Source organism: Mycobacterium bohemicum DSM 44277, assembly GCF_001053185.1.
Lineage (GTDB): Bacteria > Actinomycetota > Actinomycetes > Mycobacteriales > Mycobacteriaceae > Mycobacterium > Mycobacterium bohemicum.
Window position 1 is genome coordinate 235,751 of the sequence record NZ_CSTD01000002.1, and the last position, 14,019, is coordinate 249,769.

Below are 14,019 nucleotides of genomic sequence, written 5' to 3' on the forward strand. Positions count from 1 at the left end.
GGTTCGGTAGCCGGTTTGCGCCGCCAACCTGGGTGCATGAAGAGGCTGACAGTGCGCCACCTCCTCGGGTCGGCGACGAATTTTCGTCGAGGTGGTGGCCGTCTTCTCGGGGGAGAGGTTCGTCGGCAAATTGGCGCGCTGCGAGGATGATCCGGAGTTCGCGCTGCTGCGTCCGGGGCTCGTCATGCTGGTGGCGTTCGATCCGGCTGCGCGCGAACAGCTTTCACTGCCGGACGACGTGCTCGCCGTGCAGGCGTCATGGGCGGGCGTGCCCTGAGCGCTACCGCGCGCCGTCCACCGCGAAAGTGACCAGAGCCGCCCAGTACAGCGGGCTGGCGGCCGGGTCGCCGTCGCGCCAGCGCCGCATCTGCTCACGCTGCCAACGATTCACCGCGCATCCTGCCTCGGCCTCGTCATGGGCACGATCCACCGCGATCACCAGGTCGGCCATCGGGTCGGCCCCCTCGTGACCAGCGAACTGGCGGTAGGCGGCGGTGGTGGGCAGCGACCACAGGGTGGCCGTGACCAATTGCGCGCCGCCCAAGATCATGGCCGCCACCAGGCCGGCCGCCTCGTCGAATTGGTAGTCGCCGCCAGAGCCGCACGCCAGCAATGCGACGCGGGGCGGCATCGGCCATTGCGACGCCATCAAATCCGAGGCGGTCAGCGGGCGGTGGTCACCGATCGGGCGGGCGTCGCCGGGTAACCCTGCCGTACAGGCGAGGTGCAGCGCCGCACGGTCGGCCCGGCCCTCCGCCGAACTCGCGTGCCCGACGTACATGAGGCGGCTGGGAGCCCGGTCGAGCAGATCCGCCAGCCAGCCGCGGTCGGCGTCGCGGCGGCGGAACAGCTCGACGGCGTCGTCGGTCTCCGGCAGCACCGGGTGGGCTCGCATCAGCTCGGCGTAGTGGCGAGCCAACGGGCTGTGCGCGGAGGGCCTGCCGAGCACCGACCCGAGCGCGGAGTCCGGCAGTTGCCCGGGTACCCGGGGATCGAGGACCAGGGCCGGCGGGTGCTCGCGCCGGCTGTCCCATCCGGTGGACGGGCGCGGGGCGTGCACGATGTTCTGCGGCGCCGCCATCAGCACGTCGACGAGCTCGACCAACCGATGGCCGTCGGTGTGGTCCGCTATATCGGTGATCTGCCAGGGGATTTGGGCCGCCACGCGGCCGCCGGGGGTCATGGCCTCCTGGCGGGCGCGGACCAGCTCCTCCTTACTCGGTCCGGACGTGGGCAGCGCCAGCAGGCCCCAGGGCACCCGTGCGAGCCGGGCCGTGGGAGCGACGAACAGCACCGCCCGCGGTGATGCCACACACTCGGTCAGCAGCTGCCACCCCGCGGTCCCGATCAGCAACACCCCGAGGATGTAGGCGACGGTGAGCTCGGTATCCGGCCGTGCGAAAGGTCCGCGCGTCAAGGCCCTTTCGATGGCGTCGCGCCGGTTCTCGGAGTCGAGCGGCTCCGGCAGGGCCCCGGCCAGCTCCTGGAGGGCGGCGAGCAGGATCGGTTCCTCGACCACCCAGGTGACTGTGCGTGACGGCTGCCCGACGACGCGCAGGCTGGCGTAGGTGGCGATCCCGACGTCGGCGTATCGCAGGACCAGAGTCAGCCGGTCCGGCTCGGTCATGGGTAGGTCGACCACGCGGGCTCGGCGGCCGTGACCCGGCGTCCGTAGCGCTCGAAAGCCAATGCGCGATAACGGCTCATGATCGGCTCGGCGTCGGGCTCCATCCGCAACGGGGGCAGCGGGCCGAGCCGGGTCAGGGCGCCGCCCCCGCCGACGGGCATCCCGGACGCGGCCAGCGCATCGCCGGCCTCGACGGGCACCGCCGGCGTGGCCGTCGACGCCCATTCGCCGGAGGTTGGACGGCCCGGGGCCGAGTCGAAAGTCCCTCGCGCGCTGTGATATTCGACGAGCTCGCTGACCAGCTCGGTGTTCTCCCATTCCCACGCGACGGCGAAGGCGCCGGCCAGGACCGGTGCCGAAACGCTGGTGGCCCAACGGTATCGCGCGTCGGGATCGGCGATCGAGTACCGCACCGAATCCACCGCCAGCGCGGCCGGCACCTTCAGCTCCGCCGCCTGTTCGAGTTTGGCCATCCCGCGAAAGTATTCCGGCGTGCCCACCTCGCCCCGGAGGATGCCGAGCGACTCCGCCTGCCGCTCCTCGGTCTCCTGCAGGGTTTCGTCGGGGTCACCGGCGGCGTCGAAACCCAGGTCCGTCAGCGCGTCCGCACGCCACACCGTCCCCAGGTGGTTGTCCAGCCGCGCGTACTGCAGCCAACTGCTGCGCGGCGAGGAGTCGAGCGCCTCCCGGGCCTGCGCGATGAGTTCGACGGCCGCCCCGAAGCGGCCCCAGAAGATGAGGATCCAGCTGCGCTGCAGCAGAATCCGGTGCAGATGCAGCGGCTTGCCCAGCTCGCGCCAGTGCCGCTCGGCGTGCTCCCAGCACTCGTCGGCGGACTCCAGCGCTCCGGATGCCAGCCGGGTGAATCCCAGATACAGCCAGCAACGGGCCACGTCGTGGGCCCGGTGGTAGCGCGCGATGACCGGGTGGGCCTCCGACACCAGTCGCTCGGTGCCCACGTGGTCGCCCGCCGACCAACATCGCGCCGCGAGCTCCAATTGTGCAGTGGCCGTTGCTAATTCCCATCCGTTCGCGCGCGCGCGGGCCTCGGCGCGCCGCAGCCAGGGTTCGGCCTCCGGTAATCGCCCGGTTTCGACGCAGAATCTGCCATAGGCGGTGCCCACGGCAACCCGGAGCTGTTCCCCGAATTCACCGCCGACGGCGTCGATGCCGCGCAGCACCCGCTCCCACAACGGAACCGACTGGGCGTGCAGGTCGTCTTCGCAGAGGGCGGCCGCGCACAGCACGTCCGCGTGGATGCGGAGGTAGGCGTGTTCGTCAGCGAGATCGGGGAATTCGTCACCGGTGTCGTCGAGTTCGGCCAGCGCCGCCGCCGCCCGCTCGTGGTCACCGCGGGCTGCGGCGAGGCCCGTCTGCAGGAAGTGCATTCGCCGCGAGTAGCGGCGGATCATGTGCGCCACTTCGGCGTCGGACATCCGAACCTGTTCGGCGGCCTCCGGCATGGTGCCCGCGGCGACGGCCGTGTAGATCATCAGGCAGTCGCCGATGCGGCGGACGTACTCTTCGACTCCTGCGTCGGCTCCGCGCGCCAGGTAGATCTCGCCAAGCTGCGCAAAGAGTTCCAGCATCAGGTCGTCCCGGTCTTCCTGCGCGATCCGCGGCATCAGGGACAGCAGCAGGTCCCGGGCGCCGGTTTCGTCGGCGGCGAACGCCAGCCGGCGGGCGCGCTCCAGCTCACCGCTGATCGACACGGCTGCATCATAAGTCCGGCGAGCGGCGGGCGTGGGAACAAGCCACGTCCGCCGCTCAAGAGGCCTCCGATCAACCGCAGGACACCTTGATGTCGAAGTCCTTGGTGATCATTCCCGCCATCGGATTCTTCAGGTCGGCGCCCTGCGCCTGGCCGGTGATGGTGTAGGTCTTGCCGTCGACCGCCACGTTGGCCGAGCCCACCTTCGCGCCCATGTTGTTGGCCACCGACAGGGCGTTGCCGTCGACCACCAGCGCCAGCGACTCGACCTTCGGGGTGGACTCGTCGGTCATCACGACGGCCAGCGCCTGCCGGCCGCCGCTGGAGCCACTGCCGATGTCGATCTTGCCGCCGGTCTTGACGCACGTCACCGACGCCGGGTCCAGGCCGGCCAGGTCGGTGCCACCCACCTTGACCTGCGCGCCGGTGCCGCTGGCCACGCTGGGCGCCGTGCTCGAACCCGGGGCGGCGGTGTGGCCGCCACTCGAGCAGCCCACCAGCGCCGCTGAAGCCGCAGCGCATCCAAGGGTTCCAATCGCAGCCGCGAGAACACGTTTCACCGATGATTCCTTCCGTCATTCGCCGCCCCATTGGCGCCGACATGGCCCAAGTACAGAACGGCCGGGCTGCTACCGATCCCAAATATCGGCGCGGAGGCGGTACGCTGCGATGTCGGCGCTACGAAAGGACACCCTCGATGCCCAGCGTCAAGTGGCTGGAAAGGCCTGAGGCCCACGACTTTCCGGCGGCGGCGGAGTACCTGGCGCTGCTCGCGGAGTCGGGCACCGTCGACGGGCTGACGCAGCGATTGCGGGCCGGCGACATCGTGCACAAGAAGGCCAAGGACATCCTGCGGGCGGCGCAGCTGAGTCTGCTGCCCGTCGACAACCCGCACGTCGCGGCGGATCTGGCCAAGATCAAGAAGGGCCAACCCCTCTCGCCCATCCTGCTGGTTCGCGGCGACTTCGCCACCGGGGTCCCGCTGCAGATCGCCGACGGCTACCACCGGGTGTGCGCCAGCTACCACACCGACGAGAACACCGACATCCCCGTCGTCATCGCGGCAGCGGGTCGCTGATGATCGAGATTCGGGCAACGGGAGCCGTGCAGGTGCTGACCCTGTCGTCGGGGTCCGTCAACGCGCAGGACGTCGAGCTGCTGGAAGAGGTGGCGCTCGCGCTCGAGGACCTGACGCGTTCGGGCGCCGGGGCGCTGGTCATCACCGGTGCGGGCCGCGCCTTCAGCGCCGGGGTGGACCTCAACCGAGTCGTGCAGGGCGGCGCCGACTACACCGACCGGCTGATACCGGCGCTCTCGGACGCGTTCGAGGCGATGTTCTGCTACCCCGGACCCACCGTCGCCGCGATCAACGGCGCGGCCATCGCGGGCGGGTGCGTGCTCGCCTGCGCCTGCGACCGGCGTCTGATCAGCCCGAATGCGCAGATCGGGGCGTCGGAGGTCCGCGTCGGCGTGCCGTTTCCCGTCGCGGCGCTCGAGGTGATGCGGTACGCGTGCGGGGACCGGGCCGAGGAGGTGCTGCTCGGCGGCCGCACCTACCGGGGAACCGAGGCCGTCGAGACCGGACTCGCGCACCGCGTCGTCGCCGACGACGTCGTCGAGGCCGCGGTGGCCGAGGCGTCCGACCTCGCCGACATCCCGGCTGACGCCTATCGCCACACCAAGGACCAGCTCCGGGCGCCGGTGATGGCGCGCATTCGTGAGGCCGTCGGGGTCGACGCCGAGGTCCGCCAGATGTGGGGATCCGACGAGACCCGGCAGCGCCTCACCGAGTACGTGCAACGCCTGAAGAACAAGGGCTGACCCGGCGGCGCGGTTTTCAGTCGGCGGCTTCGTCTTGGGCTTGGTCTTGGGCTTGGTCTTGGGCTTCGTCGACGGCAATACCGGTTGGCGCGCGTCGGCGCCGTACCCGATGCGTCCCCTTGCCCATCGGGCGTCGGTTACGCAGTCCGCTACGCGGGGCTTCGGCGTCTTCGGTGGTTTCCGCTGCCTGCTCGGGTTCTGCGCTTTCGGCGGTGACCGTGGCTTCCTCGGTCTCGTCGGGCTCGGCGGCAGCCGGCTCGTCCGAATCTTCGGTTTCTTCCGCTGCTTCGGACTCTTCGGCTTCCCCCGACTCTTCGGCCTCGTCCGTCTCGTCCGTGTCGGTCTCGTCCGCCTTCTTGCCGAGGAGGCCGCGCGTGCGGGGCTTCTTGGCCTTCTTCGGCTTGATCGGTTTCGGCGGGGGCGGCGGCAATTCGGCGACGAACGACAGGTAGAACGCGACGAAGCCGAGCACGCCGATGGCCGCGGCGGCGCCGTAGACCGCGAACAGATACTGCCCGGCCTTGTCGAGGCTGAGCCAGATCTCGCTGATCGCGGTGCCGATGATCAGCACGCCGGACAGCACGTGGGCCACGATCGACCACACCCGGATCGTCAGGGCGAGTTGCGGCGTCCCCAGCTCCGGCTTACGGGTGCGCAGCAGCGTGAACACCACGGGGAGTGCGGCCAGCGCGATCAGCGCGCCCGCCACGATCCGAAGGGTCGTCCCCAGCCCGTGCGTGGTGTCGCCCATCAACTCGGGCCATCGGGGCAGCACGAAGAAGAAATAGAGGACGCCGGCAGCGATCGAGAACGACGCGTGCCACAGAATGGCGACCTTGCGCCCCATACGCCTCCTCATGCCGGTCGGTTCAAGCGAGCCTAAAGGCGACCAACCCGATTGCACGCCGATGTTGTGCATGTCCGCATCGCGGACCCTGGCGGAGGATGCGGGATTTGAACCCGCGAGGGCTGTTAACCCAACCCGCGTTCCAGGCGAGCGCCATAGGCCACTAGGCGAATCCTCCGTGGCCATGGTAGCCGAGGGCGCCCCGCCCGCCCGCAGTAGCCGCGTTGCGTCAGGTACTAGACTCCCCAGAGGACCCCGCGCGGCGTCTATCCTGTGAACTCCCCCAGGGCCGGAAGGCAGCAAGGGTCAATGGGCTCTGTCGGGTGCGCGGGGTCCCCTCGGGTTCATGAGTGTCGACCCGCTGCGCGCGGCGACGCCGCCGGGCCCGGGGCCGTCTTCGATCCCGAATCCCACGGCGTTCGACAGCGAAAGGCCAATGGTGTCGCTGGATTCCCTCAGCGTGCAAGATCTGACTGCCGCACACGCGCGCAACCAGCAGGACTACGCGGAGTTGCAGGCCAAGAAGCTGGCGCTGGACCTGACCCGCGGCAAGCCCTCACCCGAGCAGCTCGACCTGTCCAACCAGCTGCTCAGCCTGCCGGGAGAGACCTATCGCGACGGCGAGGGCACCGACACCCGCAACTACGGGGGCCTGCACGGCCTGCCCGAGCTGCGGGCGATCTTCGGTGAGCTGCTCGGCATCGCGGTGCCCAACCTGATCGCGGGCAACAACTCCAGCCTGGAGCTGATGCACGACCACGTCGCCTTCTCGATGCTCTACGGCGGCGTCGACTCCCAGCGTCCCTGGAAGGACGAGCCGGCGGTCAAGTTCCTGTGCCCCGTTCCCGGTTACGACCGGCACTTCGCGATCACCGAGACGATGGGCATCGAGATGATCCCCATCCCGATGGGACCCGACGGGCCGGACGTCGACCTGATCGAAGAGCTGGTCGCCGTGGATCCGGCGATCAAGGGAATGTGGGCGGTCCCGGTGTTCGCCAACCCAACGGGCGTCACGTATTCCTGGGAGACCGTCCGACGCCTCGTCCAGATGCGGACCGCGGCCCCCGACTTCCGGCTGTTCTGGGACAACGCGTACGCCGTGCACACCCTGACGAACGACTTCATCCGCCAGGTCGACGTGCTGGGCCTGGCGGCGAAGGCCGGCAACCCCAACCGGCCCTACGTCTTCGCGTCGACCTCGAAGATCACCTTCGCCGGCGCCGGCGTCAGCTTCCTGGGCGGATCGCTGGGCAACATCGCCTGGTACCTGCAGTACGCGGGGAAGAAGTCCATCGGACCGGACAAGGTCAACCAGCTGCGGCACCTGCAGTTCTTCCGAGACGCCGACGGGGTCCGCCTGCACATGCTGCGCCACCAGCAGCTGCTGGCGCCGAAATTCGCGCTGGCGCTGGAAATCCTGGACCGGCGGCTGAGCGAGGCGAAGATCGCCACCTGGACGGAACCCAAGGGCGGCTACTTCATCAGCCTCGACGTCCTGCCCGGCACGGCGCGACGAACCGTCGCCCTGGCCAAGGACGCCGGCATCGCGGTGACCGAGGCGGGCGCGTCCTTCCCGTACCGCAAAGACCCCGACGACACGAACATCCGGATCGCGCCCACGTTCCCGTCGCTGCCGGACCTGCGCGACGCGGTCGACGGGCTGGCAACCTGCGCCCTGCTGGCGGCCACCGAGCGGATGCTCGACTCCCCGGCTTCGAGCCTGCGCTGAGGCCGAGACAGTTGGCCGGATCGCGCCGTGTGTTCAGTCTCGACGCCGTAGTCGCAGGCTCGATGCCCAGGCCGACGATCGTCGGTCGGCATCGGTAGCCTGCTGACCGTGGCCCTTTACCGCAAGTACCGGCCGGCGACCTTCGCCGAGGTGGTGGGGCAGGAGCACGTCACCGAGCCGCTGTCCATCGCGCTGGAGGCCGGCCGCATCAACCACGCGTACCTGTTCTCGGGGCCGCGCGGGTGCGGAAAGACGTCGTCGGCGCGCATCCTGGCCCGGTCGCTGAACTGCGTGCAGGGGCCGACCGCCAATCCCTGTGGGGTGTGCGATTCCTGCACGGCGCTGGCACCGAACGCGCCGGGCAGCATCGACGTCGTGGAGCTCGACGCCGCCAGCCACGGCGGCGTGGACGACACCCGCGAGCTACGCGACCGCGCCTTCTACGCGCCGGCGCAGTCCCGCTACCGGGTGTTCATCATCGACGAGGCCCACATGGTGACCACGGCGGGCTTCAATGCGCTGCTCAAGATCGTCGAGGAGCCCCCCGAACACCTCATCTTCATCTTCGCCACCACCGAACCGGAGAAGGTGCTGCCGACGATCCGGTCGCGCACCCACCACTACCCATTCCGGCTGCTGCCGCCCAAGACCATGCGCGCGCTGATCGGGCGCATCTGTGAGCAGGAGAACGTCGCCGTCGACGACGCGGTGTACCCGCTGGTGATCCGCGCCGGCGGCGGCTCGCCGCGCGACACGCTGTCGGTGCTCGACCAGCTGCTGGCCGGCGCGGAAGGTGCCCACGTGACCTACCAGCGCGCCCTGGGCCTGCTGGGTGCCACCGACGTCGGCCTGATCGACGACGCCGTCGACGCCCTCGCCGCATCCGACGCCGCGGCGTTGTTCGGCGCGGTCGAGGCGGTGATCGACGCCGGCCACGACCCGCGGCGCTTCGCGACCGACCTGTTGGAGCGGTTCCGCGATCTGATCCTGATGCAGGCCGTCCCGGACGCGGCCAGCCGCGGCGTGGTGGACGCGCCCGAGGACGTGCTGGACCGGATGCGCGACCAGGCGGCGCGCATCGGGCCGGCGACGCTGACCCGCTGTGCCGAGGTGGTGCAGGCCGGGCTGGGGGAGATGCGCGGCGCGACGGCGCCCCGGCTCCTGCTGGAAGTGGTCTGCGCGCGGCTGCTGCTGCCCTCGGCCAGCGACGCCGAATCGGCGCTGCTGCAGCGTGTCGAGCGGATCGAGACCCGGCTGGATATGTCGATCCCGCAGGATGCGCACTCCGCGCCCGTTGCCCCGCCGCCCGCGCCGCCACGGCGGGCGGACGCCCGAACCGCCCCCGGCCCCCGGCGAGCTGACCGCCGCCTCGGTGCGGACGATGTGGCCGACGGTGCGCGACAAGGTGCGCCAACGCAGCCGCACCACCGAGGTCATGCTGGCCGGCGCCACCGTCCGCGCCGTCGAGGACGGAACCCTCGTGCTCACCCATGCGTCGGCGCCGCTGGCCAAGCGCCTGTGCGAACAGCGCAACGCCGACGTCATCGCCGAAGCCCTCAAAGACGCGCTCGGCGTGAACTGGCGGGTGCGGTGCGAGGCGGGGGCCCCGGCTCCGGCCGAGCCCGACCCGGTGATCCCCGACGTGCACGAACCCGCACCACCCGGCGCTGACGCCGTTCGGCGCGACGAAGAAGAACACATGCTGGCCGAGGCGGGCCGCAGTGACCCGACGGTCCCTCGCCGCGACCCCGAAGAGGCCGCGCTGGAACTGCTGCAGAACGAACTCGGCGCCCGGCGGATCGAAAACGGCTAGCTGATCAGGGGGTCCACCAGGGGCGCAGCGGCAGGTCGTCGTCCCCGCGGGGGTCGACGTTTGCCGCCAGCACGTGATGCAACTGCAGGTTGTTCTGCTCGAACGCCACCCGCGAGGCCGCCATGTACAGGCCCCACACCTTGGCCGTTGCCAGGCCCACCTCGGCGACGGCGTCGTCCCAGCGCTCGACCAGGTTGCGGTTCCAGTCGCGCAGCGTCATCGCGTAGTGGCGCCGGAAGTTCTCCGCGTGCAGCACCTCCAACCCGACGTCCTGGACCTCGGTGGTGATTCGCCCGGAGCCTGTCAGTTCGCCGTCCGGGAAGACGTAGCGGTCGGTGAACCCGCCGGCGAACGAGGTGGATTTGTTGTCGTGCCGGGTGATGCAGTGGTTGAGCAGCAGACCGCCGGTCCGCAGCTTCGACTTGAGGAACCCGAAATAGGCGGGGTAATTGCGCACGCCGATGTGCTCGGTCAGCCCGATCGACGAAACGGCGTCGAAGTTCGTCTCGGCAACGTCGCGGTAGTCGGAGTGCCGCACCTCGGCCAGCTCCCCGAGGCCCTCGTCGGCGATGGCTGCGCGGGCCCACGCCGCCTGCTCGGCCGACAGGGTCGCACCGATGACCCGCACGCCGCGCCGCGCCGCGTAACGCACCATGCCGCCCCAGCCGCAGCCGACGTCGAGCAGCCGATCGCCCGGCTGCAGCCGCAGCTTCTCGAAGACCAGCCGGTACTTGTTCTCCTGCGCCTCCTCCAGCGTCGCGTCGGCGTGCGGGTAGACCGCGCAGGTGTAGGTCATCGACGGACCGAGCACCCATTCGTAGAAGGTGTTCGAGACGTCGTAGTGGTGGTGGATGGCCTCGGCGTCGCGGGTCTTGCTGTGCATCACGCCGGCGGCGACCCGGCGCCAGCGCGGCGGCGCCTCCTCCGGCGGCGGGGCGACCGGCAACAGCCGCTCGACGCCGATCGAACGGACGACGTTGGCGAGCACCCGCGCCGGCGGCCGCCGGAATTGCACCCGGTCGGTCAGCGTCTTGAGCAGCTGGTACGGATCGCCGGGGTGGACGCCGTACGCCTCCAGGTCGCCCGACACGTACGCGCGGGCCAGCCCGAGCTCGCCGGGGGCCGTGGCCAGGTAGGTGGCCCCGCGGGGGGACCGGAGGTCCAGGCCCAGGTCGGCGTCCACGCTCCCGGCGACGCTGCCGTCGTAGGCGGTGAACTTCAGCGGCTCGCGCCCGGTGGCGGCGAAGATCTCCAGCACCTCCGCCATGCTGAGCTTGCCGCCGGGTGCGGCGGTGTGGCTGGAATCTCTTGTCGTGGTCATCGTCGTTGTACCGCCTTCGCGTAGAGGTCGAGTAAACGGGAATCGGGGTCGTAGGTTTTCTTCACCGTTTTGTACGCCTCCCCGCCGTAGAGCTCGTCAAACTCCTCGCGGGTGTAGAAGGAGTCGGAATACAGCGACTTGTGCCCGTCGAGCTCGCTCACTTTGGCTTCGATCATCCGGTTGGTCGCGCCGTCAACCGGTCCGGCCGGCACCGATGACCAGAACCCGAGGTTGACGTAGGTGTGGTCGATCCGCATCGGATACAGCGACCAACCGTCCTGGTCACGCAGCCGCAGCGGGCACAACCAAATCGGCGTGATGGGCACGTGCCCGGCGAACCACTCCAGGAATTCGCAGGCCCGTTCGACCGGGACTTCGACGTCCTGCACCACGCGCTCGCGCGGCGGACGCCCGTTGCGCTTCTCGATGCGGTCGGCGATGCCGAAGCGCCGGTCGAGGGCGACGAGCTTCCAATACACGCTGCTGCGTCGGTAGCGGCGCGGCCACCACCGCCGCACCGCCGGGTTCTGCGCGCCGAACGCGCGCGAGCACCAAAACCAGTCGGTGTCCCAGCGCCAGAAATAGTCGTGGATCGTCAGTCGGTCGTCCTTGGTGGCCTCCCGCGCGACTTCCGAGCCGGGTGAGTCGTGCCGGATCGACTGGTAGTAAACGTCTTTCCCGGTGTAGTCGCTGACCGGGCCCGGGGTCGCGGTCCGCCTGCCGACACACAGGTAGCTTTCGTCGGGGCTGAACACCACGCCGTCGAGATAATCCACGGGTGTGCCGCCCTGCCCGCCGGTGTCGATGATGCGCTCCATGGCCGCGACCAGCTCGGGCAGCGAGCGGAAGCGCACGTGCCGCAACGCCACGAACGGCGCGACCGGCTCCAGCTCGATCCGCAGCCGAGTCGAATATCCAAGCGTTCCATAGGAATTCGGGAAGGCCCGAAAAAGTTCGGGGTGCTGGCTGCGCGACGCGGTGAGCAATTCGCCGGCGCCGGTGAGGATGTCCATCTCCAGCACCGATTCGTGCGGCAGCCCGTTGCGGAACGACGCCGACTCGATGCCCAGACCGCTGACCGCCCCGCCAAGTGTGATCGTCTTCAATTGCGGGACCACCAGTGGCGAAAGTCCGTATGGCAGCGTCGCGGCCACCAAATCTTCGTAGGTGCACATGCCGGCCACGTCCGCTGTGCGGCTCTCGGGGTCCACGCTCAACACCCGCGTCAGCCCCGACGTATCAAGTCCTCCCGCATCGCTTTTGGTGCGGGCGCGGAACAGGTTTGAGGTGGGTTTGGCGAGCCGCACGGCGGACGTTGCCGGAATGGATCGATAACTCGCCATTAACCGGTCGACGCCCGCTGTGTAAGCCGAGAGTGCAGATCCAGGGACAGGCACCACATATACCCTAGTCTTCGACAACAGCCCGTGCACCCGCACGGGCCCGCGAAAAGACCGCCAGAGGAGTCACCTTGGGCCAGGTAAGCGCCGCCAGCACGATCCTGATCACCGCCGACCCCGCGGCCACCCTCGCCGCGGTCGCCGACTACCAGACTGTGCGCCCGAAGATCCTGTCCCCGCAATACAGCGAATACCAGGTGGTCAAGGGCGGACAGGGAGCGGGAACCGTCGCCAAGTGGAAACTGCAGGCCACCAAGTCGCGCGTGCGCGACGTCCAGGTCGACGTCGACGTCGCCGGTCACACGGTCATCGAGAAGGACGCGAACTCCTCGATGGTCACCAACTGGACCGTGGCTCCGGCCGGGCCCGGTTCCAGCGTCACGGTGAAGACGTCGTGGAACGGCGCGGGCGGTGTGAAGGGTTTCTTCGAAAAGACCTTCGCGCCTTTGGGATTGAAGCGGATTCAGGGCGAGGTTCTGGCCAACCTGAAGAAGGAACTGGAGAACGGCTAGCGCGCCTGGCCCTGGGTGGCCAGGAAGCCGGCGACACCGCGGACCAGGGCGTCGGCGTACTTTTGCCGTCCCTCCGCGGACTCCATCAGCGCCGAATCGACCGGGTTCTTCATGTTGCCGCACTCGACCAGCACCGACGGATATTGCGCCAGGTTCAGTCCGGTCAGGTCCGAGCGACCGTACAGCCCGTCCTGACCGATGTAGGTCGCCGGCGGGATGCCCGAGGCCTGCATCTGGTCCCGCATGATCCGGGCGTACTGCACCGACGGGCCTGCCTGCACCTGGTTGAGGGGCGGGGCCGAGTAGTTGACGTGGAACCCGCGGCCCGACGGCGGGCCGCCGTCGGCGTGGATGCTCAGGATCGCGTTGGGATGCAGGGCGTTGGCCGCGTTGGCGCGCGCGTCGACGCAGGGGCCGAGCCCGGTGTCGTCGCCGCGCGACATGGCGGTGCGAACGCCCAGGGCGTTCAGTTCCGCGCGAACCCGCAGCGCGGTGTCCCAGGTGAAGGTGTGTTCCGGATAGCCGGTGTTGGTCGCCGTTCCGCTGGTCTGGCAGTCTTTGGTGCCGCCGCGGCCGGTGGTCACCTGCCGGTTGATGGATGCGTCGTTGGAACCGTTATGGCCGGGATCGATGAAGACGACCATTCCCGCGATGTTGGACGGGACCCCCCCGGCGATCGGGGCCACGGCCTGGCTGATCGCGGTCGACGCAGCAACGAGCGCGCCGACCACCGCCTTGATCCCGACACGCCTGCTCACTCGTAGGTCCACGGCGCCACGGTAAAGGCGCGCGGACTACGCTGGGTGTTCCGAATCGCCCAATACGCACAGGCGAAACCAAGTCGAGACCGAGACGCAAGGGGACTGTCATGCAACCCGGAGGCGATATGTCGGCGCTGCTCGCCCAGGCGCAGCAGATGCAGCAGCGGCTACTGGAAGCCCAGCAACAGCTCGCCAACGCCGAGGTGCACGGTCGCGCCGGCGGGGGCTTGGTCGAGGTCGTCGTCAAGGGCAGTGGCGAAGTGGTGGGGGTGACGATCGATCCTAAGGTCGTCGATCCCGGAGACGTCGAGACCTTGCAGGACCTTATCGTCGGCGCCATGACCGACGCGTCGAGACAGGTCACCAAGATGGCGCAGGAGCGGCTGGGTGCGTTGGCCGGCGGCATGGGCGGCCCGTCGGCCCCGCCTGCGGCACCCCCGACCCAGGTGCCGGGGCTGTAGACGCCGCACCGAA

General features: G+C 69.5%; 13 protein-coding genes, 1 tRNA gene, 1 other RNA gene and 2 pseudogenes. 9 read left to right on the plus strand and 8 right to left on the minus strand.

The window, feature by feature from the left end:
- Positions 1 to 70: 70 nt before the first annotated feature.
- A pseudogene (locus BN971_RS11140) lies at positions 71 to 277 on the plus strand (hypothetical protein); the annotation flags it as partial.
- A 3-nt stretch (positions 278 to 280) separates the two neighbouring features.
- On the opposite strand, the gene BN971_RS11145 reads toward BN971_RS11140, so the two are convergent.
- The 3 genes from BN971_RS11145 to BN971_RS11155 all read right to left on the minus strand — a co-directional run bounded on the left by BN971_RS11145 (position 281) and on the right by BN971_RS11155 (position 3,898).
- Positions 281 to 1,627: a CHAT domain-containing protein gene (locus BN971_RS11145; protein ID WP_085183302.1), complete on the minus strand. Its 1,347-nt coding sequence runs from the start codon at positions 1,625 to 1,627 to the stop codon at positions 281 to 283.
- Positions 1,624 to 3,339 carry a hypothetical protein gene (locus BN971_RS11150; RefSeq protein ID WP_085183301.1) on the minus strand — a complete coding sequence of 572 codons (1,716 nt, stop codon included), beginning with the start codon at positions 3,337 to 3,339 and terminating at the stop codon, positions 1,624 to 1,626. The genes BN971_RS11145 and BN971_RS11150 overlap by 4 nt, the downstream gene beginning before the upstream one ends.
- Before the next feature lie 70 nt (positions 3,340 to 3,409).
- Positions 3,410 to 3,898: a lipoprotein LpqH gene (locus BN971_RS11155; RefSeq protein WP_085183300.1), complete on the minus strand. Its 489-nt coding sequence runs from the start codon at positions 3,896 to 3,898 to the stop codon at positions 3,410 to 3,412.
- Between the two features lie 137 nt (positions 3,899 to 4,035).
- On the opposite strand from BN971_RS11155, the gene BN971_RS11160 reads away from it, so the two are divergent.
- Together BN971_RS11160 and BN971_RS11165 are read left to right on the plus strand one after the other, a co-directional pair.
- On the plus strand, positions 4,036 to 4,416 hold the full coding sequence (locus tag BN971_RS11160; RefSeq protein WP_085183299.1) for a hypothetical protein: 381 nt from the start codon (positions 4,036 to 4,038) through the stop codon (positions 4,414 to 4,416).
- Positions 4,416 to 5,159, plus strand: coding sequence for an enoyl-CoA hydratase/isomerase family protein (locus tag BN971_RS11165; RefSeq protein WP_085183298.1), 744 nt, complete (start codon positions 4,416 to 4,418; stop codon positions 5,157 to 5,159). The genes BN971_RS11160 and BN971_RS11165 overlap by 1 nt, the downstream gene beginning before the upstream one ends.
- Before the next feature lie 16 nt (positions 5,160 to 5,175).
- Here BN971_RS11165 and lucA read toward each other — a convergent pair whose 3' ends face one another.
- Both lucA and BN971_RS11175 read right to left on the minus strand, forming a co-directional pair.
- A complete protein-coding gene (gene lucA / locus BN971_RS11170) occupies positions 5,176 to 6,006 on the minus strand; it encodes a lipid uptake coordinator LucA (protein ID WP_085183297.1) in 831 nt (276 codons plus the stop codon).
- Between the two features lie 89 nt (positions 6,007 to 6,095).
- Positions 6,096 to 6,184, minus strand: a tRNA-Ser gene (locus tag BN971_RS11175).
- Positions 6,185 to 6,253: 69 nt separating this feature from the next.
- Between BN971_RS11175 and ffs the strand changes: the two genes are divergently transcribed.
- The 4 genes and pseudogenes from ffs to BN971_RS26645 form a co-directional block, all read left to right on the plus strand.
- Positions 6,254 to 6,348, plus strand: an RNA gene (gene ffs, locus BN971_RS11180) — signal recognition particle sRNA small type.
- A 97-nt stretch (positions 6,349 to 6,445) separates the two neighbouring features.
- Entirely contained in the window at positions 6,446 to 7,738 is a 1,293-nt protein-coding gene (locus BN971_RS11185) for an aspartate aminotransferase type Ic (RefSeq protein ID WP_090350196.1), read from the plus strand.
- Positions 7,739 to 7,891: 153 nt separating this feature from the next.
- Entirely contained in the window at positions 7,892 to 9,409 is a 1,518-nt protein-coding gene (locus tag BN971_RS11190) for a DNA polymerase III subunits gamma/tau (RefSeq protein ID WP_428978060.1), read from the plus strand.
- Between the two features lie 4 nt (positions 9,410 to 9,413).
- Positions 9,414 to 9,551, plus strand: a pseudogene (locus BN971_RS26645) (hypothetical protein); the annotation flags it as partial.
- 4 nt (positions 9,552 to 9,555) lie between these two features.
- Here the strand turns inward: BN971_RS26645 and BN971_RS11195 are convergent.
- Both BN971_RS11195 and BN971_RS11200 read right to left on the minus strand, forming a co-directional pair.
- A complete protein-coding gene (locus tag BN971_RS11195) occupies positions 9,556 to 10,872 on the minus strand; it encodes a class I SAM-dependent methyltransferase (protein ID WP_211279846.1) in 1,317 nt (438 codons plus the stop codon).
- A complete protein-coding gene (locus BN971_RS11200) occupies positions 10,869 to 12,272 on the minus strand; it encodes an FAD-binding oxidoreductase (RefSeq protein WP_085183294.1) in 1,404 nt (467 codons plus the stop codon). The genes BN971_RS11195 and BN971_RS11200 overlap by 4 nt, the downstream gene beginning before the upstream one ends.
- A 71-nt stretch (positions 12,273 to 12,343) precedes the next feature.
- Here BN971_RS11200 and BN971_RS11205 point away from each other — a divergent pair, with 71 nt between their 5' ends.
- Complete coding sequence (locus BN971_RS11205; protein ID WP_085183293.1) at positions 12,344 to 12,784, plus strand: SRPBCC family protein; 441 nt, start codon at positions 12,344 to 12,346, stop codon at positions 12,782 to 12,784.
- Here BN971_RS11205 and BN971_RS11210 read toward each other — a convergent pair.
- A complete protein-coding gene (locus tag BN971_RS11210; RefSeq protein ID WP_085183292.1) occupies positions 12,781 to 13,554 on the minus strand; it encodes an Rv3717 family N-acetylmuramoyl-L-alanine amidase in 774 nt (257 codons plus the stop codon). The two genes, BN971_RS11205 and BN971_RS11210, sit on opposite strands and share 4 nt — an antisense overlap.
- A gap of 98 nt (positions 13,555 to 13,652) precedes the next feature.
- Here BN971_RS11210 and BN971_RS11215 point away from each other — a divergent pair, with 98 nt between their 5' ends.
- On the plus strand, positions 13,653 to 14,006 hold the full coding sequence (locus BN971_RS11215) for a YbaB/EbfC family nucleoid-associated protein (RefSeq protein WP_085183291.1): 354 nt from the start codon (positions 13,653 to 13,655) through the stop codon (positions 14,004 to 14,006).
- The last annotated feature ends 13 nt before the right edge of the window (positions 14,007 to 14,019 follow it).